The organism is Saccharibacillus sp. O23 (genome assembly GCF_002205895.1).
Lineage (GTDB): Bacteria > Bacillota > Bacilli > Paenibacillales > Paenibacillaceae > Saccharibacillus.
The window spans coordinates 464,698-489,022 of sequence record NZ_NJDE01000002.1; the positions used below are offsets into that span (position 1 = coordinate 464,698).

Here is a 24,325-nt window from a genome sequence, read left to right on the forward strand (position 1 = left end):
AATATTCCTTCATCGGCTTTTTGCCGTCGCGTTATCGGACTTGATCTTCGTCGTCAAGATCTTCGTAACGGCTCGAGACCCAGCTCATTTCTTCGATGCCCAGGATCTTTTTGAAGCGCTCGACATGCTCGAAAACACTATCTTCTTCGGCAAACGTTTCCGGACGGAATAAGCGTTCCAGCTCCGCCGACTGCTCGGCAGAGATGCCGAATTCGGCAAAAGCGTTCAAATCGAAATCCGCAAACAGCTCTTCCAATCTCGCCTGTTTGCTTTTTTCGGCGTACAACTTCTCCAACATTTCCGCGCGGTATTGATCCGATTCTTCGTTCATGAACAGATCTTCGAACGGATCCGCATCCGGGTCCAGTCTCTCGACCAATTCGACCAAATCCATCGTTTCCTGCTCGTACAAGAACCCGAATCGGGATAATACTTTTCCAGACTTTACGATCGCGAACTCCCAGCCGTGGTCTTCCGCATTATCGAAACGCATCACCGGAACGTCCGATTTCGCGTCCAGCACTTCGTTCGGCTCTTCGAACCGATTTTCGGTGCGCGAGGTGAAAAATACGCTCCATTCGTCGTTTAGCGTCTTGACTTTCGTAGGCCGAAACGCCTCGACCGCTTCGAGATTCCGATTCAGAATCAGATTGCCGCTCGTGAATTCGCTCATCGTCGCTCGCTCCTGTTCTTTTGCGTCTTTTTCGTCCGATGGACCGATCATCGATCTTCAGAGTTTCTTCAGCGCATCGAACAACAAATCGTAATACGTTTCGGTATTGTCCGTGAAATCGCTCAAAGCGACGCTGCGCCGTTCGCGTACCGGATGCTGCTTTTCGTCGTACACGACGCCTTCGGCCGGTATCGCGTCCTGTTCGCCTTGCAGCAATTTGCGAAAATCTTCCGCTTTCACCCGGAACAGTCCGGATACTTCGCTCTGCTGCACCCGATATTCTTCCGGCGGAAGCTCGCACCGCTGCAGATGGACATGCGTGAACTCGCGGTCCATATAGTCGTCGGCGACCCGATATTCTTCCCGATGCAGCCCGCAGTAGATCAAATCTTCGTAACGCGCGGACAAACCCAGTTCTTCTTCCAATTCGCGCAGTCCGTCTTCCGGCGTTTCGCCCGCCAGCAGATGGCCCGCGCAGGAAGTATCGAGACAGTTCGGGAACGTCTCTTTGTCGGGATGCCTCAGTTGGAACAGCAGCTCCCATCCTTGCTCGGCCGACCCGGACACGATCCAGCAGTGAAACACCTGATGCCAGAGTCCGAGACGGTGGACGTCTTCGCGGGAAGCCGTGCCGATCCGTTCCCAATGTTCGTCAAAAATATCCAGTATTTCCGTAACGGCCATTCCGACCCTCACTCCTTTTTTGCGTTTGCCGGCAAAAGAAGCCGCTTTACGGCATGCAGCGCCCGCCGCTGCGCATCGTCAATCCGCCGCCTTGTTCGTCGGCCAGAAGTTCGAGCGTCATGGACTCCATGAAACTCGCCGCATGAGGTTCGTAGAACACGTCCAGACCGTTTACCGTACATCTGCGGTCGTTCATTTCTTCGGCTCCGAGCTTCACCAGAAACCCGGGACCGCAGCAGCTGCAGCTCCGGCCGCTGGAGAGCACGCGAAGAGCGCGAATCCCCGTTTTTTCCATTTCCCGTTCGATAAAAACTTTGGCTTCGTCGCTAATGATCATTCGTCCTTTTCCTCTCCCCCGCTGCCGTACAATCGTTCTTCTTCCGCCAGATCTTTCGGATTGATGACGGCCAGCAGCACATGGTCCCGCCAACGCCCGTCGATCTTCACGTTGCGCCGCGACAAGCCTTCCCGCTCGAATCCTGCTTTTTCCAATACGCGCAGCGAAGCCGCGTTATGAGGCATCACTCCCGCTTCGATCCGATGCAGCGCCAGAATCTCGAACGCGTGCCGCACCACGAAACGAACGGCCTCGGTCATGTAGCCGCGTCCGTTATAATCTTGATCGAGCGAATAGCCGATCCAAGCGCTTTGCAAGCTTCCCCGAGCCACGCCCATCAGATCGACGCCTCCGATCAGCAGGCCCGTTTCCCGATCGCGTACCAAGAACTGATAACGTTGATCCGCAGCCGCCGCCGTCATCGCTCGCCGAACGCGGGCGGCTTGCTCTTCCCGCGTATAGAACGTTTCTTCGCGCGTAGCCGCGTAACGACGGAAAAACGCTTTGTTTTTGATCTCGTGCGCCAGCAGATCGTCGATATCGTCTTCTTTCACCGATTCGATACGCAGACGCTCGGTTCCGTCCTCGTACAGCCGAGAAGGCATCGGCGCGGCCGAATCGATCGGAATCGCCTCTGCCGCTTTCTCGCTCTTTTCGTCTTCCCCGTTCCTCGATTCCTTATGAACGATCGTCTCTTCCACGTGCTCTTCCTCCGTTCGGTTCGGTTCCGGTTTCCGGCTGCGCGGCGGAATCGCCGAATGCTCCAGAAACCAGCGGTATAACGCGTCGTTGGCGTATACCTTTTTCCAGCAGTCGTGCCCCGCTTCCGGGTATATCGTCAACTCCACCTCGGCTCCGGCTTCGCGCATCGCTTCGGCGATCTTCTCCGATTCGGAGACGCGAATGACCCGATCTTCTTTGCCGTGAAAAATCCAAGCGGGCATATCCCGAAGCCTGCGCGCGTACGCGGGATCGCCGCCGCCGGATACGGGAGCGATCGCGGCGAACCGATACGAATGGTGCGAAGCCATCTGCCAGACGCCGTAAGCGCCCATGCTGAACCCGGTCAAGTAGACGCGCGAGGGATCGATGTTTCGGTTATCGGCCACTTCGTCCAGAATCGCCAGCACTTCGTCTTCGCGCGTGTTCCAGAACACGCCGAGCGGACATTGGGGCGCGACGACGACGAAAGGAAGGCCGGCTCCGCTTTCCATGCGCGCCGGCAGACCTTCTTTGCGAACCGCGTCCAGCATCGTGCCGCTCCCGCCGGCGCCGTGCAGATAGAGGATCAACGGCCATTTTTTATCGGATTCCGCTTGGTAGCCGGGAGGAAGATAGAGCAGGTAGTTCATGCGAATCCTTTTGAGAATCTGGGTGTCGATCCGAAGTTCCTCGCCTTTCACGCGTTCCCGCCTTTCTACAGACGCGCCGGAGTGGGTTCCGCGCTCCGTCCATGGTAATCATTACGCCATTCGGAGCTTCGTTAATCCGGCAAGACAGGAAATTCTTTCCGCGAAGCGGACGTTCAGCGAATAGAGCCCAGCACTTCGAGCAGCATCGCTTTGAAGCGGGGACGGTCGATCCCTTCGCAGACCCGCACGTTCGGCTTGCGGCCGAGACGTCCGTTGATATCGACGACGCTGTACCCTCTCGTCCACTCGCCTTTGGTCTCCACGTCGACGAAATAGTCGTGGCTTTCGGTCATCACGGATTCGTCCGCGGCGACGGCCATCAACAGCGTATCGGGATGCGTCGTTCCGCTGAGACGGTGTACCTTTTTGTTGAACTGCATCACGACTTTGTTGACCGCGATAAAAAATTCGGCTCCCGATGTTCCCAGCGCCGCGATCTCCGCATGATCGTCGTCGTCCATCAGCGAGAAATCGGTGCACATCTCCCAACCCACCATCGTGGTCGGAATGCCCGAATTCAGTACGAGGCTCGCCGCTTCCGGATCGGTATAGAAATTGTATTCCGCCGCCGGCGTGATATTGCCCAGCGCGTTGTTGGTACCGCCCATCACGTACAGATGCGCGATCAGCGGAACGATCGTCGGATCTTTCTGGATCGCCATCGCGATATTCGTCAGCGGAGCGATCGCGAGCAGCGTGATTTCGCCCGGGTGCTTATGCACGGTTTCGATCAGAAAATCGACCGCGTGGCCCGAAGCGGGACGCTGCTCGGCCGGCGGGAAGTTCGCGCCGCCCATGCCGTCGCTGCCGTGCACGTCTTCCACCGTCAGATGGGAAGGCGAATTCCACGGCGCGAGCAGCGGCCGTTCGCAGCCTTTGAAGACCGGAATCTTGCCGTCCGCTCCGCCTTTGCCCGCGACTTGGATCGTATACAGCGCGTTCTCCACTTCCTGATCGAACTGCACGTTGCCGCCCGTCATCATGATGCCCAATACGTCAAAATGATGCAGCGCGGTCAAGATCGCGATCGTATCGTCCCCCGCCGTATCCGTGTCGATGATGACTTTGCGGCGCTTGCCTGCTTCTTGTTCGTGATGGTTCATTTCTTTGACCCGCCTCTCTTTCGCTTGCGCGGCCTAGGCCGCGTTCCTCTATAAGTATAAAATCGAATATCCGCCCGTTCAATGCCTGCTTGGCGTTTCGCACCCGCAGTCTTCTCCCCTGACCCAGAGTTTGGACAGGTTCGGGAAGCCGAGCGAGCCCATGCGCAGCCCGTACAAGCTTCGGTTGAAATAAGCGCGGTGGCTCGTGTGCGAGCCGTAGAGCAGCCAATCGTTCCGTTCCAGCAAACGCTGCGCGCGGGCGAAAATGTCGAAACGTCCTTCCGCGTCCTTCGTCATGAAATCTTCGAACAGCCCGTGCAGTTCTTCCAGTTGACCGTCCGTCATCATCCGGTTCAGATAGTTGGCGTCGTTCAGGAAAAAGTTCAGCAGATCCAGTTCCCAATCGTCCTCGAGTACTTCCGAAGCGAGCGTCAGTTCTCCTTCTTCGGCCTGCGGATAACCCCGGGAAGGTTTCTGCGGACGAAGTTCGAGACGCAGCCCGACCGCTTCCGCGCGGCGGCGCAGCCAGTTGGCTTCGATCCATTCCTCCTTCTTGTCGGTGAACACGAGGCGCACCGGTTCGCCGCCGTAGCCGCAGGCGCGCAGAAGATCTTCGGCTTCGGCAAGCGTGCCCGAACGGATCGGCACCGAAGCGCTGAATTTGGGCAGGATTCCCGCCGCGGGTGCCAGACGATCTCCGCCCAGCTCCGTGACCAGCAGTTCGCGATCGTAGAGAATCCGCATGGCTTTGCGGAAATCCGCATGATGGTGAACGCCTTCGCGGCGGAAATTGAAAAGCAAATACCGGCAGCCCTGAGCGGGCGAATCGACCCGTCGGCTGCCTTCGAGTTCGTCGTCTTCCGACAGATGGTACGTATGGGGACCGCCCGTATCGGCGTTCGGCATAAACCATACGTCGACGCGATCCAGCAGCGGGCGATGGCCGAAATAGCCGTCGAACGCGCTCAGCGACAGCCGATGTTCGCTCAGCTCCGAGACCCGGAACGGGCCGCTCCCGATCGGCAGCTCGCTCTCGTCGGATTCCGGCGGCACGACCGCCAAGTAGAGGCTGCCCGCAAGGTGCAGGAAAAAAGGATTGGGCCGGGACAACCGGAACGTAACGGCGTAATCGCCGGCCGTTTCGGCTTCTTCGATTTCTCCGAGCAGACGCAGAGCGGGCGAATTTTTCCTTTTCAATCGCAGCAGCGAACCGCGAACCTCCGCCGAAGTCAGCAGTCTTCCGTTATGGAAACGCACGCCTTTGCGCAGATAGAACGTCCAACGGTCCTGCTGTTCGTTGCTCTCCCAACGATGCGCGAGTTTGGGCAGAAATTTGCCCGAAGCCGCTTCGTAAGACACCAACGTATCATAGATCTGCCCCAAAATATGCACTTCGAACGCCGTATAGACATTCGCCGTATCCAGCTTCTCGAGTTTCCGATAACGGATCATGCGCAGGACGTCGCAAGCGGTGCTCTCGGCCGGTTCGCTGTGCAGGCCCAGATGAACGTTGAACTGCGACCAGAGGCGCGCTTTGTGCAGTTCGTCCACGCCGGATTGCGCGATCAGATCGAGCGCGTCGCTGGTCCGTCCGTCTTCCAGCAGGCTGCGTATGCGAAGTTCCAACACTTCCTCGGCCGATTTGAGGAACCGAAGTTTCGATCCGTTGCCCCGTCCTCGGCCCGGCATCCATTGAATCCATTCGGATTCTTCCAACTTACGCAGCACGAACTTCACGTTGCGCGGCGTGCAGTAGAGCAGTTCCGCCAGCCGGGCGACCGTCACGCAGACCGTCTGTCCGCTCTCCGAACGTTCGTCGCGCAGCTGCTCGTAAATCCGCAAATATTGCATCATTCCGTTATCCATGCTTAAGCTCCTTTCTCGGCTTGTCCGTTCAAGCTCTCCGATACCTTGAAGATCCTTCATCTCCCGTTTATTGCATCACATAAAAGGGGAAAAAAGCAACCGAATTCTTGCCCTTTTTCTTCCCCTTTTATCGGCGTTACAATAACGGAAGCTGTTAACAAGGAGTGTAAGGCCATGATCCCAAAAGCGCTTAAAACGATTCACCCGCTCGCTTGGACGATTATCGTCGGCACGATGTTCGGCCGTCTCGTCACCTCGATGAGCATCCCGTTCCTCGCGATCTATCTCACCTCGACGCTGGGCGTATCGGCCACGTCGACCGGCTTTATCGTCGCCGCGAGTTCGCTCGCCGGCGTGTCGATCAGCTTCTACGGCGGCTACATCTCCGACCGGATCGGCCGCAAGAAGGTCATGCTCGTTTCGGTATTCTGCTGGGCGGCCGTTTTCTTCGGCTTCGCGGCGGCAAACGAAATCTGGGTATTCTTCGTCGTCAACGTGCTGAACGGGCTGTGCCGCTCGGTGTTCGAGCCGGCGTCCCGCGCCCTGCTCTCGGACGTGACGCCGCCGGAGCATAAGCTGCTCGTGTTCAATCTGCGGTACGCGGCCATCAATATCGGCGTCGTGTTCGGCCCGATCGTCGGTCTGAAGCTCGGTTCGGCGGAATCGCTGTTTCCTTTCGTCGTGGCCGGCGTCGTCTACGTGATCTACGGACTGGTCCTCGTGATGCAGTTCGCCGTTCACCGCGGCGCGCTGAACGTTCGATCCGACGCGCAGCCGCCGAAGATTCGCGAAGCGTTGGCCGTCACCGGCCGCGACCGCATCTTCCTCCCCGTACTGATCGGCACCACCTTCTGCGTGCTCGGCTACGGCCATTTCAGTTCCACGCTGGCGCAGTATCTGTCGATCGCTCCGGGCCTTAGCAACGGCAAAGAGCTGTTCTCGTACATGCTGGCGACGAACGCCGCGGTCGTCTTGATCGTCCAATATCCGATCGTCAAGACGGTCAGCCGTTTCCGCCCAGTAGTGCCGCTGATTCTCGGCAACGCTTTGGTCGCGCTCTCGCTGCTGATGTTCGGCATGGGCCACAGCTTGATCCTGCTGCTCGCCGGCGTATTCGTCTTCACGGTAGGCGAAGTGCTGATGTTCACCATGATGGACATGCTGATCGACCGGATCGCCAAGCCCGAATGGAAAGGGACTTACTTCGGGACGATCGGCTTCAACAACATCGGCAGCGTCGCCGCTCCGATCGTCGGCGGACTGCTGCTCGACCGCTTCGCCATGCAGAGCGGATTGGCCGTGTTCGCGCCGCTCGCCCTGCTGACGGCGCTCGGTCTGCCGTTCCTGCTGGCGGCGCACAAGCGTCTGACGGCCAGAGAAGCGGCGGAAGGACTTTCGAACGCTCCGCGGACGGAAAAGCCGGCTTGAGTCGAAAAAACGTCGATATTCGCAGGACAAACGCAAAAAAACTGTGCGGTGCCTTAAGGCATTCGCACAGTTTTTTATGTATTCTCGTGCTGCGGTACGACAGCTCAACCGAAGATCGTTGTCCATAGCTGCATGAGCAAATGCCACAGCACCAGCAGGAATCCGAACACCCATGACAACAGCAGCAGTCCGATCATGCCGACAGCGGTCGAGACTATCAAGACCCGTCGAAAAGCCGCGCTTTCCGGCTTTCGCATGTCTTCTTCCGGATACCACTCCTGCCAGCCATCGTTCGCCGCGCCGTCGATTTCTTTTTCCCGCGGTTTATCGGATCGTTCCATCGACTCCTCCTTGAAGTCGGGATCTTAACGGCAGCCCGGCGCGCTGTCCCAAGCCGTCGCGATCTCCGCTTTGCGTTCTTCGAGCAATTGTTCCTTATCGTCGCGATAGAACATGTTGTACGTATCGAACGGAATGATGCGGCCGTCCGGATGCGCGATATGTACGCAGGATTTCTTGACCGAACGCACGTCGAAATTGTAAGCGTCCAAGAACTGCATAATGATCACCCGAAAGACGTTATCGTACACGATTTCTTCCGGCACGGCGGCCAGCGGCAGGCAGCAGAGCAGGCTTTTGAGAGAAAGCGCGGAAGAAATCGGCGAATGGCCGGTAGACAGCAGCTCGAACAGCTTGCCTTTGATCACAGGGTCGTGTTCGAACACGATCGTGTTGCTGTCGCCTTCGAGCAGCGTCTCCTTGTCGATCATTCGGGTAAGCGGCAGCACTTCTCCGCCGAGCTTCAGCGCGTAGCCCATCGCCAGACAGTCGGGATGGCAAGGAACCGGCAGGATATCTTCCGGCGCGAATACGCCCGATTGATCGATAATCATCTGACGCACTTCGCTGACGGTCAAACGGTCGGTCGAAGGATCGTAGCCTTGCAGGCGGCCCGCCGCCTGAATCGGCTGAATCGTCACGCCGCGCACGGCCCGCTGCTGCAGTCCGTACTGAATGATCTTGCCCACCTCGTTATCGTTCAGCCCTTTTTTGAGCGTAACCACGAGCGTAGTCGAGAGGTTGAATTCGTTCAGATGCCGGATCGCGTCTTCGCGAATGCGCCGCACGTCGGCTCCCCGCAGTTCTTTGAGCACATGCGGCTCGAAGCTGTCGAACTGCAAATAAATCTCGAACCCCGGCATATAGGAAGCCAGACGTTCGACGAACGCCCGGTCCTGCGCGATGCGCACGCCGTTCGTATTGACCATGATATGTTTGATCGGACGGGTGCGGCACAAATCGAGAATCTCGAAAAACTGCGGATGCGTCGTCGGTTCGCCTCCGCTGATCTGCACGATATCGGCTTCCCCTTCGTTCTCGATGATCCGGTCGAGCATGAACTCGATCTGCTCCATCGACCGATGCGTCGTGCGATGCGGCGAAGATTCCGCGAAGCAGATCGGACACTGCATGTTGCAATGATCCGTGATCTCCAGCAGCGTCAGGCAGCTGTGCTGCTCGTGGTCCGGGCAGAGTCCGCAGTCGTACGGACAGCCGTATTTGATCGGCGTATTCCATTTGAGCGGCATCTCGGACGCTTTGACGAATTCGCGCGTCTTCTTGTAATAATCGACGTCCGTCGAAATCAAGACTTTCTCGGGCCCGTGGATCAAGCAGCGTTTCACCATGTACATCCGCCCGTTTTCTTCGATGATCTTGGCTTCCACTTTGCGGTAGCAGGTCGAACAGATGCTGTTGGTCAACTCGTGATAGAGATAAGGACGATTGGGCATGCGGAAAGTCCCTCCTTGTGGAATAAAAAGCTTCATGGCGCCAAGATGCGCCGGACGAGCGGTTCGGAAGCCTTCACCCCGCGGTCCGGATTTCCGAACGCGCGCGGCTGCCGCCGCGTCCTCTGCGGACCAAAAGCCAGCCGTAGTAGACAAGACCCGCGATGCAGGCCAATTGAATGTTGTTGAGCCCCAGATACGGATGAGGCGTAGGTTTGATAAATTCGACGGCCAGGCGGAACAGCAAATATCCCGCCATGAACCACTGGAACATGCGACCCGACAGATACGGTTCGTCGGCCGATATCGGCTGCCGGCTTCGTCGATACAAAGGGTACAGCAGCATCGCCAGCGCCAACAGGAATCCGATCTCGTACAACTGCGCCGGATGACGCATGATGCCGTCGCCGAAATCCACGCCGGTGATCCAAGTCGTGGCGGTCCCGTAAGTATGGTCGTCCAGACCGGTCAGGAAACAGCCGATACGTCCCAGCACCATCCCGACGATCAACGGGTACACGAAATCGTCTCCCGTCGACGAAGTCCATCCGGTCCACTTCTTCGCCAATTCCACGCCGATCAAGCCGCCGAGCAATCCGCCTACGATCGTCTTTCCTCCCCAGAGAAAATGGCCTTGACGCAGCTGCTCCCAAGTCGCCGCAGGATCTTCCAACCAATACAACAGCTTCGCGCCGATCGCCGCGCCCAGAATGGTGCCCGCCAAGATCTGCAGACTGGTCAGCTTCGGCATATCGCTGGAGCGGCGCGTCCACAGATAGACCCGGAATCCGATAAAATAAGACAATGCTTCGAATAAGACATGGGGATGAATCTTCCAAGGCCCTATCGGAACGTAGACGGGAAAATCCACGTGACTCCTCCTCTGCCGGTTAGTAATTCAGGAATAGCATGCCGCCGCAGATCGCGAGCAGCAGCAGGAAGATGCCGCCGATGATCGCCAAGATCGCAACGACGATCCGACAGCCCGTATTCATGCCGGATTGCCCTCCGCGCGGGTCCGGCGGCCGATCTGCGCGGCGTCCTTCGTTTGCCCGGTAAGCGGCTTCGTCAGGCTTGCAGTTCCCGTACTTGCACGCTCTAAGCTCCGGGTCGTAACATTCGTCGCACAGCATTCGCCCGCAGCGCAGGCACTGATGGCGCGCGTCTCGGTCGGGATGATAAGCACAGCTCGGTGGCCTCATTTCTTCACCTCCGTAAGGAATGGAAACGCATCGTTCGTAATAAAGCGGTTACTTTATCGTTTACCCGAAAACAGAATCCGATGAAAAGAAAAACCGCCGACCGGGCGGTTTCACCTTCGGGCCTGATTAAACAGATACCCTATAATTTCTCTGAATACCGACATTTTACCTGCTTGATCGAAAATAATCCAGTACCTTGTCAATACTAAAGGCAGGAATGCGCCTCCACGGCATCGTTATTTCGGCGAAACGTAAACCCGTGATCAGGAGCTGAAAGGGTACGCGCTTGCGTTCTTCCCGCAGCGTTCCGGCAGTACCGAAAACATGCCGAAAAGCCGCGTTGCACCCGAAGGCGCGCGCGGCTTTTCGATCCGTTCGAAATCGATTTTAAACGCCTACCATCGGCGTCGAAGGCTGCGACCGGCCGCCGGCTTCCGGTTTGGACGGCGTCCGCAGCACGCGCATCGCGTTCAAGACCGCGATCAGCGTGACGCCGACATCCGAGAATACCGCTTCCCACATGGTCGCGATCCCGAAAGCGCCCAGAATCAGAAAGACCGCTTTGACGCCGAGCGCGAACACGATATTTTGCCAGACGATCCGCCGCGTTCGTTTGGCGATGCCGATCGCCGTCACCAGTTTGGAAGGCTCGTCGGTCATGATCACCACGTCCGCCGCTTCGATCGCGGCGTCCGAACCCAAACCGCCCATCGCCACGCCGACGTCGGCGCGGGCCAATACAGGCGTGTCGTTGATCCCGTCGCCGACGAACAGGATTTTCTCTTTCGCGCTTTTTGCGCGGTCCAGCTTCTCGATCTGTTCGACTTTGTTTTCCGGCAGCAGTTCGGCATGCACTTCGTCGATGCCGAGCCGGCTGCCGACGGCTTCGCCGACGCTTCGGGCATCGCCGGTCAGCATGACGGTCTTGCGAATGCCCAGCCGTTTCAAACCGCGAATCGCTTCCGCCGAATCCGCTTTGATCTCGTCCGCGATGACCAGATAGCCGGCGTACGTCCCGTCTACGGCGACATGCACGACGGTTCCGGCCTGCGCGTTCCCGGCAAACGCGATATTCTCCGCGGCCATCAGCTTCGCGTTGCCCGCGAGTACCGTCCGGCCGTCGATCTTCGCCCGGATCCCGTGTCCGGATACTTCTTCGTAATCGTCCAATCTCCGCTCGCTCAACTCGCCGCCGAACGCTTCGCGGATCGAATCGGCGATCGGATGATTCGAATGAAGTTCCGCATAAGCGGTCAGTTCCAGCAGCTCGTCTTGCGCGAAAGCTTCGGCCGGCTCGATCTCGGTAACTTTGAAGCTGCCTTTGGTCAACGTTCCCGTCTTGTCGAACACGACGACCTGCACGGCGTTCAACGCTTCCAGATAGTTGCCGCCTTTGACCAACACGCCCTGCTTCGAAGCCGCACCGATCCCGCCGAAGAATCCGAGCGGAATCGAGACGACCAGCGCGCAGGGACACGAGATGACGAGGAAGATCAACGCTCGGTAGATCCAGTCCGAGAACTGCGCGCCCGGGACGAGAAGCGGCGGAACCACGGCCAGCAGCAGAGCCGCGAACACGACGAACGGCGTATATACCCGGGCGAACTTGTTGATGAACGTTTCGGTCGGCGCTTTGCGTCCGGCCGCGTTCTCGACAAGCTCCAGAATTTTCGCGACCGACGATTCGCCGAACGTGCGCGTCACTTCGACGGTCAGCACGCCGTTTTTGTTGATAAAGCCGCCCAGTACTTCGTCGCCGCCTTTGACGCCGCGAGGCACCGATTCGCCGGTGAGCGCCGACGTGTCGACCATCGAGGAACCTTCGACGACTTTGCCGTCGAGCGGTACCTTCTCGCCCGGACGCACCAGAATGAGCGACCCGACCGCGACGGATTCGGGGCTGACCCGTTTCGTTTCGCCATCCGTTTGCAAGTTGGCGTAATCGGGACGCACGTTCAGCAGCGAAGTGATCGAACGGCGCGAACGGTTGACGGCGAGGCTCTGGAAGAGTTCGCCGACTTGATAGAACAGCATGACCGCGACGCCTTCCGGGTATTGGCCCACGGCGAATGCCCCGATCGTGGCGACCGACATCAAGAAATATTCGTCGAAGACTTGTCCGCGCAGAATGTTTTTGACCGCTTGCAGCACGATATCGCCGCCGACCGTCAGGTACGCCAGCAAGAATAACGCCAACTCGCCTATGCCGCCGAGCGGCGCGAGCAGGGCGACCGCCGTCAATGCCGCTCCGATCGCCAGACGGGCGATGAGCGTCTTCTGACTTCCGCCGTGATCGTGCGAATGACCCGCATGATCGTGGCCGGAGTGATCGTGTCCCGCATGATCGTGACCCGCGTGGTCGTGTTCCGAATGATCATGCTGCGCGGATTCGCCGGCCGCGTGCGAATGGCCGCGAACGGCCGAAACGCTCGACGCCGTCGCCGCAGCAGGCTCAGCCGCGCGCCCCGAAGCGTCGACGGCCTGCCGGGTTCCTTTGACCATGATGCGCACGTGAGGTTCCAGTTTCTTGATGGTCCCCGCCGCTCCGGCTGCCGCCGCTTCCGCTTGATTCTCTTCGGTCTCGAAGGTCAGCGTTTTGTTGACGAAGTTCAGCGAACAAGCCGACACGCCCGGCATCTTCTGGACGCCGTTCTCGATCTTGAGCGCGCAGTTCGCGCAATCCAATCCTTCCAATACCCATTCCCGCTTCACGGTTCCCGTCGCGTTTCCCATGACGATCCCTCCCGATCCTTTTTCGCTTTCCGATCGACCTTCCGCTATTCAAAAGAATTACGAATAATATATGAGCATATGTTCATGTGTTAACTCGATTATAGTCCCCTCTTTCTGCCAAGTCAAAGGGTTCGCGCAAAATTCGCTATTCGTAATCTCAACGATTTTTGGTATAATGGAAGCATGACGCACATGGAAGGTGATGAAGCGTGAAGCAGGAAGCGCTACGCGAAGACATGACGGACGAATGCGGCCATGACGGTGCGGACAGCTCCGCGCCCCGCGATACTCTGGTTCGGATCAAGGAAGAATTTGTGGACGACTCCACCGCGATCGATATGGCAGAAATGTTCAAAGCTCTCGGCGACCCGACTCGGGTGAGGCTGATCTATGCCCTGCTGCAAAAAGAACTTTGCGTGCATGATCTCTGCATCGTGCTGGACATGACGCAATCGGCGGTCTCGCATCAACTGCGGTATCTTCGCAATACCCGGATCGTCAAACGGCGCAAAGTCGGCAAAACGGTGTTCTATTCGCTCGATGATCGACATGTGGAAGAAATCTTCGCCCAAACGCTTCAGCATCTGAAGCACGGCTGAAGGCCGGAAACGGGCATAACGCAGCATAAGGAAGCTCCCGCGAAGGAGCTTCCTTTTTTTTGCGGCCCGATTTTCGAAACGGAAACGTCAAGCCCGCGCGCAACCCTCTTCGCCTACTCCGCAGGCAAAGCCGGGCGGGTCGAGCTGAAGCGTGATATGTTCGATGCCGTAGTGCTCGCTTAGCAGATGCTGCGCCCGTTTCATGACTTCGGGACCGTCCGCCGGATCGTTCAAAACCAGATGGCCGCTGAGCAGCGGAAGATCGGACGAGAGCGACCAGATATGCAGATCATGTACTCCGCTCACGCCCGGAATCTTCGCCAGTTCTTCGCGGATCTCGTCGGCGTCGAACCCCGCAGGCGTGCCTTCCATCAGAATATGCACCGAATCCCGAGTCACCCGGTAAGCGCTGATCAGTACCAAGATCGCCACGACGACGCTGGCAATGGGGTCGGCCAGATTCCAACCGAACGCCATGATGAGCAGCGCGGCCGCGATCACTCCGACGGAACCGAGCAGATCGCCGATCACGTGCAGAAAAGCGCTGCGGATATTCAGGTTCTCCGAAGTATCCCCCTTCATCAGTATATAAGCCGTAACCACGTTAACCAACAGACCGATAACGGCAATGGTCAGCATGCCCGAACTCATGACGGCCGGCGGCTCCGAGAAACGCCGGAACGCTTCATAGAAGATGTAGAGCGAAATGCCGAGCAGCGCGATCCCGTTCAGGAAAGCGGCCAAGACTTCGAACCGCTTATATCCGTAAGTCTTCGTGCTGTTCGCGCGGCGTTCTCCCCAGATCATCGCCAGCAGGCTCAGTCCGAGCGCGACCGCGTCGCTGAGCATATGCCCGGCGTCCGACAGCAGCGCCAGACTGTTGGTGATCAGTCCTCCGGCGACTTCGACGATCATGTAGGCAGCGATCAGGAAAAAAGACCATTTCAGCGCTTTCTTGTTCGCTCCGTGCGCGTGCGAGTGTCCGCCGAGGCCGTGTTGATGCCCGCCGTGCGAATGACCGGCGCTTGCGTGCGAATGCGCGGCGCCGGGCGCGCGGCCGTGACGATGTCCGGCATGATCTTCCGGCCCGTGATCGTGTTTCGATTCCGAATCGTGATGATGACTCATTAGATTCTCCCTCTTTCGTAAACATATGAGCAACTGTTCATATGTTTATTCTAATCCTCTTTCCGAGGGATGGCAAGCGTTTTTCGCTCCTGCGGAAAAGTTCTCGGCCTTATTCGCGCGCGGGCTTCGAGAGCTTCTTGCCGTCTTTCAAAGATACGATCAGATTGAATACCGGCTTGCCGGCAGTTTCCGTATCGGGATCGACCGCGTAGTAACCGTGCCGGACGAATTGGAATCGTTCTCCCGGCTCCGCGGAAACGGCGGAAAGCTCCAAACGGGCGCGATCCCGAACGATCCGCGATTCGGGATCGACGAGCGATGCCCAATCGTTGCCGGATTCCGCCAGCTTGGCCTCCGGTCTCAGCAGCGCGCCGTAATGCCGGACTTCCGCTTCGACCGCATGCTTCGCCGACACCCAGTGCAGCGTCGCTTTGACTTTGCGCGCGTCGAATCCGCTTCCGCTTTTCGTCGCCGGATCGTACGTGCATCGCAGCTCCGCGATCTCCCCGGTTGCCGGATCTTTGACCGCTTCCGTGCAGGTCACGAAATACGCGCCTTTCAACCGCACTTCGACGCCCGGCGACAGACGGCGGAAACCTTTGACCGGCTCTTCCATAAAATCTTCCCGTTCGATGTACAGCTCGCGTCCGAACGGAACGCGGCGGCGTCCCATGCTTTCGTTTTCCGGGTTGTTTTCGATCTCCAGCCATTCCGTTTCGCTTTCCGGATAATTGTCGATAATCAGCTTGATCGGATCGAGCACGGCCATCAGATTGCGCGCGGCAGGCTTGAGATCCTGACGCACGGCATGGTCGAGCAGCGCGATATCGACCGTGCTCGAAGTGCGGATCATGCCGATATCTCCGATAAAACGGCGGATGCTCTCGGGCGTTACGCCGCGGCGGCGAAGTCCCATCAGCGTCGGCAGACGCGGATCGTCCCATCCGGAGACGTAACCGCCTTCCACCAGTTCGCGCAGGTAACGTTTGCTGGTCACGACTCCGGTAATATTCAAGCGGCCGAATTCTCTTTGTTTCGGCGCTTCCGGAATATCCAATTCGCGCATGACCCATTCGTAGAGCGGCCGATGGTCTTTGAATTCGATCGAACACAGCGAATGCGTGATGCCTTCGATCGCGTCTTGGATCGGATGCGCGAAATCGTACATCGGATAGATGCACCAAGCGCTGCCGGTTCGGTAATGCGGCGCATGGATGATTCGGTAGAGAGCCGGATCGCGCAGCGTCGGGTTCGGCGACGCCATATCGATCTTGGCGCGCAGCACTCTGGAACCCGCGGCGAATTCGCCGGCGCGCATACGCCGGAACAGATCCAGATTCAGCTCGGGCGAGCGTTCGCGATAAGGACTGTCGATGCCCGGTTCCGTCAGCGTGCCGCGATACGCGTTCATCTCGTCGGGACTCAGATCGCAGACGTAAGCTTTGCCTTTGCGGATCAGATATTCGGCCGACTCGTAGATGCGCTCGGCATAATCGGACCCGAAGAACACTTCCGGTTCCAAGCCCAGCCAGCGGATATCCGTTTCGATCGCCCGCACGTATTTCATGTCTTCTTTGAGCGGATTGGTATCGTCGAAACGCAGATTGAATCGGCCGCCGAATCGTTCGGCAAGTCCCGCGTTCGTCAATATGGCGAAGGCGCTCCCGATATGCAGATACCCGTTAGGCTCCGGCGGGAAACGGGTAGCGATCGGGCGGGAATACGCGGCTTGTTCCAGGTCTTCCCGAATGATGCGGGCGATGAAATGTTCGTCGCGGGACCGATCCGGCAGATCCGCCATACGAGGATCCGCGTGAAGTTCGAATGAATGCATGAATGCAGCCTCCTTCATTTCGTTTTATTTCTTACTTTCCGATTTCGGCGCCTTGAACGAATCGGCGCATAACAAAAAATCCCACCTCCAAGACTCATCGTCTCGGAGGCGGGATAAGATTCGCGGTGCCACTCCGGATTCGCCGTCGCCTCGCGGCGAAACGGCCTCGTCGGGTACGTCGCGAAGTTCGGGTTCCGGCAGCGGCCGGCCGTTCTTCGGCGGTTATACCCCAGCTCTGTAACAGGAGCGCCTGTCGTCCCATCCTGCTTCTCTGCGTTCTCCGTGCGGAGAAACCGGCGAAAAGATTCCGGGACGCTGCGGACCTGCGCCGAAAACGAGCCGGCGCAGGTCGGCGAGGTTTGGTTCGGGCCGTCTTCCGTCATCCCTTCTCAGCTTCCGGGACTCTCTGTAGACGCGGTTCGGCCTTACTCTTCTCGCCGTCGCATGTTATAATGCTTGAAATTGTTTCACATCTTAACACGCTTCTTCCGATTTGACAATGATCCGATTCAGGCTGCGCACGCTGCCGCAGAAATGCGCATCTTAGCTTCCCGCCATTGACAATCCGCCCGCCGACCCGGTATGATTTGCGGTAAGTCCGGAGAGCCGGGCGCCCCCGCGGAGGAGTCCGCAAGATTCGAACGAGCATGTTCGAGACGAACCGCACGATAAGCAGAGCCAGTACAGAGACTAGAGCAGAGACAAGTTGAGCGGAGCCGAGTCCCCTTTTTACGACATTTCCATCACTTTCTTTCTCTTTTCTCTCCGAACCTGTCCCTAACCGAAGGAGGAGAAAAAGTGAAATTCAAATCTACCCTATCCCCCCAGCAGGCGACTTACGCCACGCGGGGCAAACTTCAAGTAACCCGTACCTTGACCCCTCTCGATTCGTCGGAGGCGGTATCTTCCTTGCTTGCCCACATCGACGACAAAAGAGGCGCCTTGTTCACGAGCGGCTACGAATATCCCGGCCGTTATTCGAGATGGGACGTCGGATTCCTGAATCCGCCGATCGAGCTGCGTTCTTCGCGCGGCCGTTTCGAGATCCGCGCGCTTAATGATCGGGGCGATCTTCTGCTCGATTTCCTGTTGGAGCGCTTGTCTTCCGATCCGGTATTCCAATTGAATCACGAGTCCGGCAGCCGCCTGATCGAAGGCACCGTGCTTCGCCGCGAAGACGAAGAAGAGCTGCTGTCCGAAGAAGACCGCACTCGCCGTCCTTCCATCTTCACGCTGATCCGCAGCGTGAAGGAAGCGCTCGAAGCGCCGGAAGACTCGCAGCTCGGCCTCTACGGGGCGTTCGGCTACGATCTGGTCTTCCAATTCGAACCGATGCCGCTTAAGCACGAGCGGACGCTGGAGCGGCCCGATATCGTGCTGTATCTGCCCGACGAGATCGTGATGGTCGACCGCCAGCAGGATCAGGCGTATAAGCTGAGCTACGATTTCGCGCTGGGCAGCCGCTCGACGGCGGGACTCGACCGGCTGACGCCGTCTACCGCTTCTTCGAACGCGGGCGCGGATTCGGCCGAAATCCCGGACTACGTGCCGGGCCGCTACGCGAAGCTCGTCGATACGGCGATCGAAGAATTCAAGGTCGGCAATCTGTTCGAAGTCGTCCCGACGCAGACGTTATACGAACCTTGCCCGGACGCGCCTTCCGACGTATTCCGCCGTCTGAGCGCCATCAATCCGAGCCCTTACGGATTTATCGTCAATCTCGGCGGCGAGCATCTGGTCGGTTCTTCGCCGGAGATGTACGTGCGCGTCGAAGGCAAACGCATGGAGACCTGCCCGATCTCGGGCACGATCAAACGCGGCGCTTCGCCGATCGAAGACGCCGAGCAGATCCGCACGCTGCTCAACTCCCGCAAAGACGAGGCCGAACTGAATATGTGCACGGACGTGGACCGCAACGACAAATCGCGCGTCTGCGAGCCGGGCTCGGTCAACGTGATCGGCCATCGGCAGATCGAAACGTATTCGCATCTGTTCCACACGGTCGACCATGTGGAAGGCACGCTGCGCGACGGGTACGACGCGCTTGACGCGTTCATGACGCATATGTGGGCGGTTACCGTCACCGGCGCTCCCAAAAAAGCCGCGATCCGTTGGATCGAAGATCACGAAGATTCTCCGCGCGACTGGTACGGAGGCGCCGTCGGCTTCTACAGCTTCGACGGCGGGCTGAACACGGGACTTACGCTGCGCACGATCCGCATCCGCGAGAGCGTCGCCGAGATTCGCGTCGGAGCCACGCTGCTCTATGATTCGATTCCGGCCGACGAGGAAGAAGAAACGCTGACCAAAGGCGCGGCGCTGGTCAAAGCCGTACGCGGCACGAATGCGGCCGCTGCGGCGGCTGCGGCTGCCGAGTCGTTCTCCGCGATCGCCGACAAACCCGGCAGCGGCAAACGCCTGCTGTTCGTCGATCACGAAGATTCGTTCGTGCATACCCTCGCCGGTTATTTCAAAGAAACGGGCGCCCAGGTGCTGGTCCTGCGAACGCCTGCCGCGCTGCACGCTCTGCGCGGCGGCGAGGCTTTCGACGGCGTCGTGCTGTCGCCGGGCCCCGGACGCCCCGACGATTTCCGGATGCGCGAAGTTCTCGATCTCGCGATGGGACGCGGCGTGCCGCTGTTCGGCGTCTGCCTCGGCCTTCAAGGGATCGTCGAGTATTACGGCGGCCGATTGGGCGTGCTGAACGTGCCTCAGCACGGCAAGCCGGCTCTGGTCAGCGCGACCTCCGACTGCCCGCTGTTCGAGAGCATCGACGGACCGTTCAAAGTAGGGCGTTACCATTCGCTCTATGCCGAGCAGATGCCGGACTGCCTCGAAGTAACGGCCCGTTCCGAAGACGGCGTCGTCATGGGCATCCGCCACCGCGAACTGCCGGTCTACGCGGTTCAGTTCCATCCCGAGTCCCTGCTGACCGCAGGCGGCCGAATCGGGCATCGCATCATCGACAATTTCATGCGTACGGCAAACTTAAGCCAATCGGCCGCCAGATAAAAAAGAAAGACGTCCCGCCTCATCCTTTCGGAATGGGGCGGGACGTCTTTTTGATTATTCGCTATTCGAACGCGATTCCGCGCATCAGGTCGTTCAATGCGAGAGCGGCATTTCGCGATGACCGAAGCGTTTAAACTTTCGCCGGTTTTTTGTTTCCTTTGCCGCCGGACTTGTTAGCGTTGGAGCCTTTTTTGTTTGCCGAAGCAGGACCGGACGTTTTCGGGTCCGCCGTGTTTTTGGCCGAATTCTTGTTTTTCCCGCCGCTCGGAGTCGAATCGGCCAATTGAAGTATTTTCCCCGCAAGAGTGCCTTTGTTTCCGGAATCGTCGCTGCCCGGTTTGTCCGAACGCGAAGCTTCCATGGCCGCGATCGAGGCCGGATCGGTCGGATACATTTTGCGGAACAAGAGCGTTTGCAGCAGCAGGAACGAACCGCTCGCCATCCAGTACAGCGGCATGGCCGCCGGAGCGCTGAACGAGAAGAACAACATCATCAGCGGCGAGATATAGCTCATGATCGCCATCTGTTTGCGCTGCTCTTCGGTCATGTTGTACTGCGCGATCTTGGCTTGCGCCAGATAGAGGACCGCGACCAGAACCGCCATGATCCAATCCGGCTTGCCGAGTTGGAACCACCAGAACGAATGCGTCGACAATTCCGGCGTCAAGCGAATCGCGGTGTACAGACCCGACAGAATCGGAAGCTGAATCAAGATCGGCAGACACCCGATATTCAGCGGGTTGAAGCTGTGCTTCTGATAGAGCGCCATCATCTCCTGCTGCATCAGCTTCTGCTGTTCGGCGTCCTTCTTGTTGTCGTATTTCTTCTTCAGCGCGTCGAGTTCCGGCTGCATCGCGCTCATCTTGATCTTCATCTGCTGCTGCGAGCGCGCTTGACGCATCATCAGCGGGAACAACACGGCCCGGACGATCAACGTAATGCCGATGATGCCGATTCCGTAACTGCCGCCGAACCAACCGGCCAGATGTTGAATCAGGTACGAGATCGGGAAAACGATGTAATGATTGAAAAATCCCGGCGTCGAGCTGGTGATTTCCCCGCTTTGCGCGCCGCACCCGGATAATAAAGTCACAAGAGCGAGCAAAGCGATTATCGCGAGAAACTTACCTTTTTTGGAACCGAAAATGAATCCTTTGGACTGTTGATGCTGCATGCTGTTGTTCCTCCTCGTTGATGGAAATAGACGTCATCCATCGAGGAGGCGCAATCGCCGCCGTCGTCGTCGGGCGCTTCGCGCCGTCTGACCATCCGGCTTAACCGGGTCGGGGCATCGCAGCCGTGCGGCGCGGGAATCAGCGCGAAGTAATTCCGGTAATCGTAATTGCCGGTCCAGATCCACGTGATCCGCAATCCGCCGTACAAGAACAACAAATAGAAATAGCGCAGAACGAGCAGCAAGCTGATCGAAAGTAAATAAGGGAGCAAATCCTGAAGATCGAGCAAAGGATTCACCTCCTTTCGCCGTTCAAATTATTGAATCTTTAATTGTGAATAGTATAACATTCTGCGGAACAAAGGTAAACAACCGTGATTGAAAACGGTGTGATTATGGGGTGTTGATTGTGTTGCTTCTATTTTCCAGCGACCTGTATTTTCACAATAAAAATGCCCGCTGTCAGAATCTTTCCTGAGCGGGCTCTATGTTTTTTGCTCATAATTTTTCACTTAATTTTAATTGCAGATCCAACTCTTTAACGATTTCATCATAGACTTTCGATGTCGTGTTTTGCCAAATAATTGAATCTTGGCGCAAAAAGCTCAGTACTCGTCTGCTGCTTTGTTCGAAGGCGATCCGTATGCTGCTGTCCACCTTCAAATGCGTGGTGTCGCTCACAATTTTTTCGTACTGTTCGCAAATATCTTTTTGCTCGATTTTTTGCCCCGGATTCAAGGGAAGCCACTCGTAAGCCCCGTTTTCTACGATATCCAAAGATCCGGCAATATATAGCATTGAAGAATCTTTCAAAAAAGCTTTAATCAGAACTGAAATTGCAAGGAGTTTCTTCCTCAAAACTTCTGTTTCATCCATCGTGCTGTCTCCCCTAACATTCCAGTTTAACTCGGAACATCCAGTAATTTCACCTTTTCGCGGCATCTTATTTTATCATCGAATCATTTATCAATTCAATAGTGAACAATTGGAATAATTGATCGGGCTTTCACACTCCTGCTTCAATTGCTTCCTAATAAGGTAAAAAGTTGTATGATCATCCAACAAATCGAACCCGGAAAGCAGGAAGTTCCATGATGAGCTACCGAAAAAGACAACTGCTCGGCTTCGGCGCGATTTTGTTCGCTTTGATGATTCTGCTGATCGCGCTGGCCGCCATGCTGGACGGGGTCAGGCAGAATCTATCCGAGATCATGGACGAACGTTACGACAAGGTCAGCCGTTCGGCGGCTTTTCGCAACAACTTTTCGTATCTCGACAGCGAGGTCGGCTACCTGATCAACGAGACGGACTCTACCAAAGCCGCCGCCCATATCGCGCAGATCGATCGCCGTAGCCAAGACGCCTACTCCCACCTCTCTTATCTGCAAATGCATATCGGCAGCGATGCCAACGCCCGCCTGCTGGATTCGATTCAGCAAGGGATGGATCGTTACATGAACGTGCTGGACCGAATCAATACGGCGCTGGACGCCGGAGATTCCGACGCAGCCGCCGCTTTGTTCGTCGAAGAAGCTCAAGGCGTCCGCACCAACCTGCTCCGCAATCTCGGCGAATACACGATGCTTCAAGAAGAAAAGATGCAGCGGGCCAACCGTGAAGCGGATGCCCGATTCGTCGATATTTTGAATGTCAGCGCAGCCTCCGCTCTGTTGATCGTGCTGATCGGCGTCGCTTCGGCGATGTGGGTCATTCGGGGCACCGGCAAAAACCTGCGCAGGATTACCGACGTCATGGATCGTTTCGATCCGGGCGCGGTCGAGCGAATGTCTCGTTTGGAGATCGGAACGAACGACGAAATCGGCAATATCGCGCGCGGCTACAATCACATGCTGAACGCTTTGGAAGAACACAACGCGCGCGTACGGGAATTCAATCGACGCAACGAAGACGATAATTGGCTGCAAACCCGGCTGAACGAGTTGGTTCTTCTGTACCATCAGGTTCCCAGCCCGAGCGAATTGGCGCGCAGTTTCCTGTCTATCGTCGCTCCGGCCGTCCGCGCGTCTTCCGGCCTGTTCTATATTCGCGAGACGCAAGGCGGCGAGACGATGTTCGTCCGCCTCTCCGCTTACGCCGACGAAGGACCGACGGACACCGCGCAGAAATTTCGCCTCGGCGAAGGTCTGGTCGGTCAGGCTGCCGCCGATCGCCGGGAGATCCTGATCGACGTTCCTGACGATTACCCCGGCTTAATACGCTCGGGCGGGGGGAGTTACAAGCCCAAGCAGGTCTGGATCGTGCCGATCGAAACGGACGATCGCGTAGAAGCCGTCGTCGAGTTGTCGTCTCTCCAGCCGTTTTCTCCGCTGCATCGACGGCTGATCGAACAGATGCGTTCTACGCTGGGCATCGCGCTGCAAAGCGTGTCCGGCCGCGCCGAGGTAGAACGGCTGTTGTCGGAAGCGCAGACATTGACCGAAGAACTGCGTCTTCAACAAGAAGAACTCCAATCCGTCAACGTGCAGCTTAAGCAGCAGTACGGACAAGCCGAAGAAAGCCGGCGCGAACTGCTCGAAGCGCAGCGCGAACTGGAATCGACGGCCGAAGAACTCCGGCAGTCTTCTCAATATAAATCCGAATTCCTCGCGAATATGTCCCATGAGCTTCGCACGCCGCTGAACAGCATCCTGATCCTGTCCCAATTGATTGCCGAAAATCCCGACACCGGCGACAGCGAAAAAGAAAACTACGCGGAAATCATCCATCGTTCCGGACAAGATCTGCTGGAGATCGTCAACGACGTGCTGGATCTGTCCAAAGTCGAAGCCGGGATGCTGGACGTTACTCGGGAAACGGTTTCTCTGCGGGATTTCCCCGAGCTCGTTCATTACGGCTTCGAAGCGCTGGCCCGGCAAAAAAATCTCGAATTCGAAGTTTCCGTCGCCGAAGACGTGCCCGACTTTTTCTATACGGACGGCAAAAGATTTCAGCAGATCGTCAAGAATCTGTTGTCCAATGCCTTCAAATTCACTCCGGCGGGCAAAGTCACCTGCACGATCGAAAAAACGGACGTCCGAAATCTGCCGTGCTCCGCGACGGGCGCTCCAGCCGCCGAATCGGCGATCGCCGTTACGGTAAGCGATACGGGCATCGGAATCGCCGAAGACAAGCGCGAGATGATCTTCGAAGCCTTCCGCCAAGCGGACGGCAGCACGGAGCGCATGTACGGCGGTACCGGTCTGGGATTATCGATCTGCCGGGAACTCTCGAAACTGCTGGGCGGCTGCATGACGCTGGAGAGCACGGTGGGCCGAGGCAGCACGTTTACTTTGTTTCTGCCGGAGATGCCCGAACCGTCACCGGAATGAAAGCTTCCCGATCCGATCGCG

18 protein-coding genes and 1 pseudogene are annotated in these 24,325 nt (G+C 57.5%); 4 read left to right on the plus strand and 15 right to left on the minus strand.

The window, feature by feature from the left end; genetic code table 11:
* Positions 1-31 precede the first annotated feature (31 nt).
* The 6 genes from CDO73_RS03650 to CDO73_RS03675 all read right to left on the minus strand — a co-directional run bounded on the left by CDO73_RS03650 (position 32) and on the right by CDO73_RS03675 (position 6,075).
* Entirely contained in the window at positions 32-673 is a 642-nt protein-coding gene (locus CDO73_RS03650; RefSeq protein ID WP_143536063.1) for a hypothetical protein, read from the minus strand.
* A gap of 57 nt (positions 674-730) precedes the next feature.
* Positions 731-1,357, minus strand: coding sequence for an NUDIX hydrolase (locus tag CDO73_RS03655; protein WP_088487126.1), 627 nt, complete (start codon positions 1,355-1,357; stop codon positions 731-733).
* Between the two features lie 46 nt (positions 1,358-1,403).
* Positions 1,404-1,694, minus strand: coding sequence for a hypothetical protein (locus tag CDO73_RS03660; RefSeq protein WP_088487127.1), 291 nt, complete (start codon positions 1,692-1,694; stop codon positions 1,404-1,406).
* Positions 1,691-3,097 carry a GNAT family N-acetyltransferase gene (locus CDO73_RS03665; RefSeq protein ID WP_088487128.1) on the minus strand — a complete coding sequence of 469 codons (1,407 nt, stop codon included), beginning with the start codon at positions 3,095-3,097 and terminating at the stop codon, positions 1,691-1,693. The genes CDO73_RS03660 and CDO73_RS03665 overlap by 4 nt, the downstream gene beginning before the upstream one ends.
* A gap of 122 nt (positions 3,098-3,219) precedes the next feature.
* Positions 3,220-4,209, minus strand: coding sequence for a nucleoside hydrolase (locus tag CDO73_RS03670; protein ID WP_088487129.1), 990 nt, complete (start codon positions 4,207-4,209; stop codon positions 3,220-3,222).
* A 78-nt stretch (positions 4,210-4,287) separates the two neighbouring features.
* Entirely contained in the window at positions 4,288-6,075 is a 1,788-nt protein-coding gene (locus tag CDO73_RS03675; protein ID WP_179218537.1) for an ABC transporter substrate-binding protein, read from the minus strand.
* 174 nt (positions 6,076-6,249) lie between these two features.
* Here CDO73_RS03675 and CDO73_RS03680 point away from each other — a divergent pair, with 174 nt between their 5' ends.
* Complete coding sequence (locus CDO73_RS03680) at positions 6,250-7,503, plus strand: MDR family MFS transporter (protein WP_088487131.1); 1,254 nt, start codon at positions 6,250-6,252, stop codon at positions 7,501-7,503.
* A gap of 104 nt (positions 7,504-7,607) precedes the next feature.
* Here the strand turns inward: CDO73_RS03680 and CDO73_RS03685 are convergent, their stop codons facing one another.
* The 5 genes from CDO73_RS03685 to CDO73_RS03705 form a co-directional block, all read right to left on the minus strand.
* Entirely contained in the window at positions 7,608-7,844 is a 237-nt protein-coding gene (locus CDO73_RS03685; protein ID WP_088487132.1) for a hypothetical protein, read from the minus strand.
* A gap of 24 nt (positions 7,845-7,868) precedes the next feature.
* A complete protein-coding gene (locus CDO73_RS03690; protein ID WP_088487133.1) occupies positions 7,869-9,296 on the minus strand; it encodes a radical SAM protein in 1,428 nt (475 codons plus the stop codon).
* A 73-nt stretch (positions 9,297-9,369) separates the two neighbouring features.
* A complete protein-coding gene (locus CDO73_RS03695; RefSeq protein ID WP_088487134.1) occupies positions 9,370-10,164 on the minus strand; it encodes a prolipoprotein diacylglyceryl transferase in 795 nt (264 codons plus the stop codon).
* 19 nt (positions 10,165-10,183) lie between these two features.
* Positions 10,184-10,495 (minus strand): hypothetical protein, encoded by a 312-nt coding sequence (locus CDO73_RS03700; protein WP_088487135.1) that lies wholly within the window; start codon positions 10,493-10,495, stop codon positions 10,184-10,186.
* 387 nt (positions 10,496-10,882) lie between these two features.
* Entirely contained in the window at positions 10,883-13,228 is a 2,346-nt protein-coding gene (locus CDO73_RS03705) for a heavy metal translocating P-type ATPase (RefSeq protein ID WP_088487136.1), read from the minus strand.
* A gap of 209 nt (positions 13,229-13,437) precedes the next feature.
* On the opposite strand from CDO73_RS03705, the gene CDO73_RS03710 reads away from it, so the two are divergent.
* Positions 13,438-13,827: an ArsR/SmtB family transcription factor gene (locus tag CDO73_RS03710; protein WP_373446962.1), complete on the plus strand. Its 390-nt coding sequence runs from the start codon at positions 13,438-13,440 to the stop codon at positions 13,825-13,827.
* A gap of 87 nt (positions 13,828-13,914) precedes the next feature.
* On the opposite strand, the gene CDO73_RS03715 is transcribed toward CDO73_RS03710, so the two are convergent.
* Positions 13,915-14,955, minus strand: coding sequence for a cation diffusion facilitator family transporter (locus CDO73_RS03715; protein ID WP_088487137.1), 1,041 nt, complete (start codon positions 14,953-14,955; stop codon positions 13,915-13,917).
* 109 nt (positions 14,956-15,064) lie between these two features.
* The gene (locus tag CDO73_RS03720; protein WP_088487240.1) at positions 15,065-16,756 is read right to left on the minus strand and encodes a glutamine--tRNA ligase/YqeY domain fusion protein; all 1,692 of its coding nucleotides are present in this window, start codon (positions 16,754-16,756) and stop codon (positions 15,065-15,067) included.
* An 831-nt stretch (positions 16,757-17,587) separates the two neighbouring features.
* Here CDO73_RS03720 and CDO73_RS03725 point away from each other — a divergent pair.
* Entirely contained in the window at positions 17,588-19,801 is a 2,214-nt protein-coding gene (locus tag CDO73_RS03725; RefSeq protein ID WP_088487138.1) for an anthranilate synthase component I, read from the plus strand.
* A gap of 361 nt (positions 19,802-20,162) precedes the next feature.
* On the opposite strand, the pseudogene yidC reads toward CDO73_RS03725, so the two are convergent.
* Both yidC and CDO73_RS03740 read right to left on the minus strand, forming a co-directional pair.
* Positions 20,163-20,975 (minus strand): annotated as a pseudogene (gene yidC / locus CDO73_RS03730) (membrane protein insertase YidC); the annotation flags it as partial.
* A 498-nt stretch (positions 20,976-21,473) separates the two neighbouring features.
* The gene (locus tag CDO73_RS03740; RefSeq protein ID WP_088487140.1) at positions 21,474-21,851 is read right to left on the minus strand and encodes a hypothetical protein; all 378 of its coding nucleotides are present in this window, start codon (positions 21,849-21,851) and stop codon (positions 21,474-21,476) included.
* 218 nt (positions 21,852-22,069) lie between these two features.
* On the opposite strand from CDO73_RS03740, the gene CDO73_RS03745 reads away from it, so the two are divergent.
* The gene (locus CDO73_RS03745) at positions 22,070-24,304 is read left to right on the plus strand and encodes an ATP-binding protein (RefSeq protein ID WP_179218541.1); all 2,235 of its coding nucleotides are present in this window, start codon (positions 22,070-22,072) and stop codon (positions 24,302-24,304) included.
* Positions 24,305-24,325 lie beyond the last annotated feature (21 nt).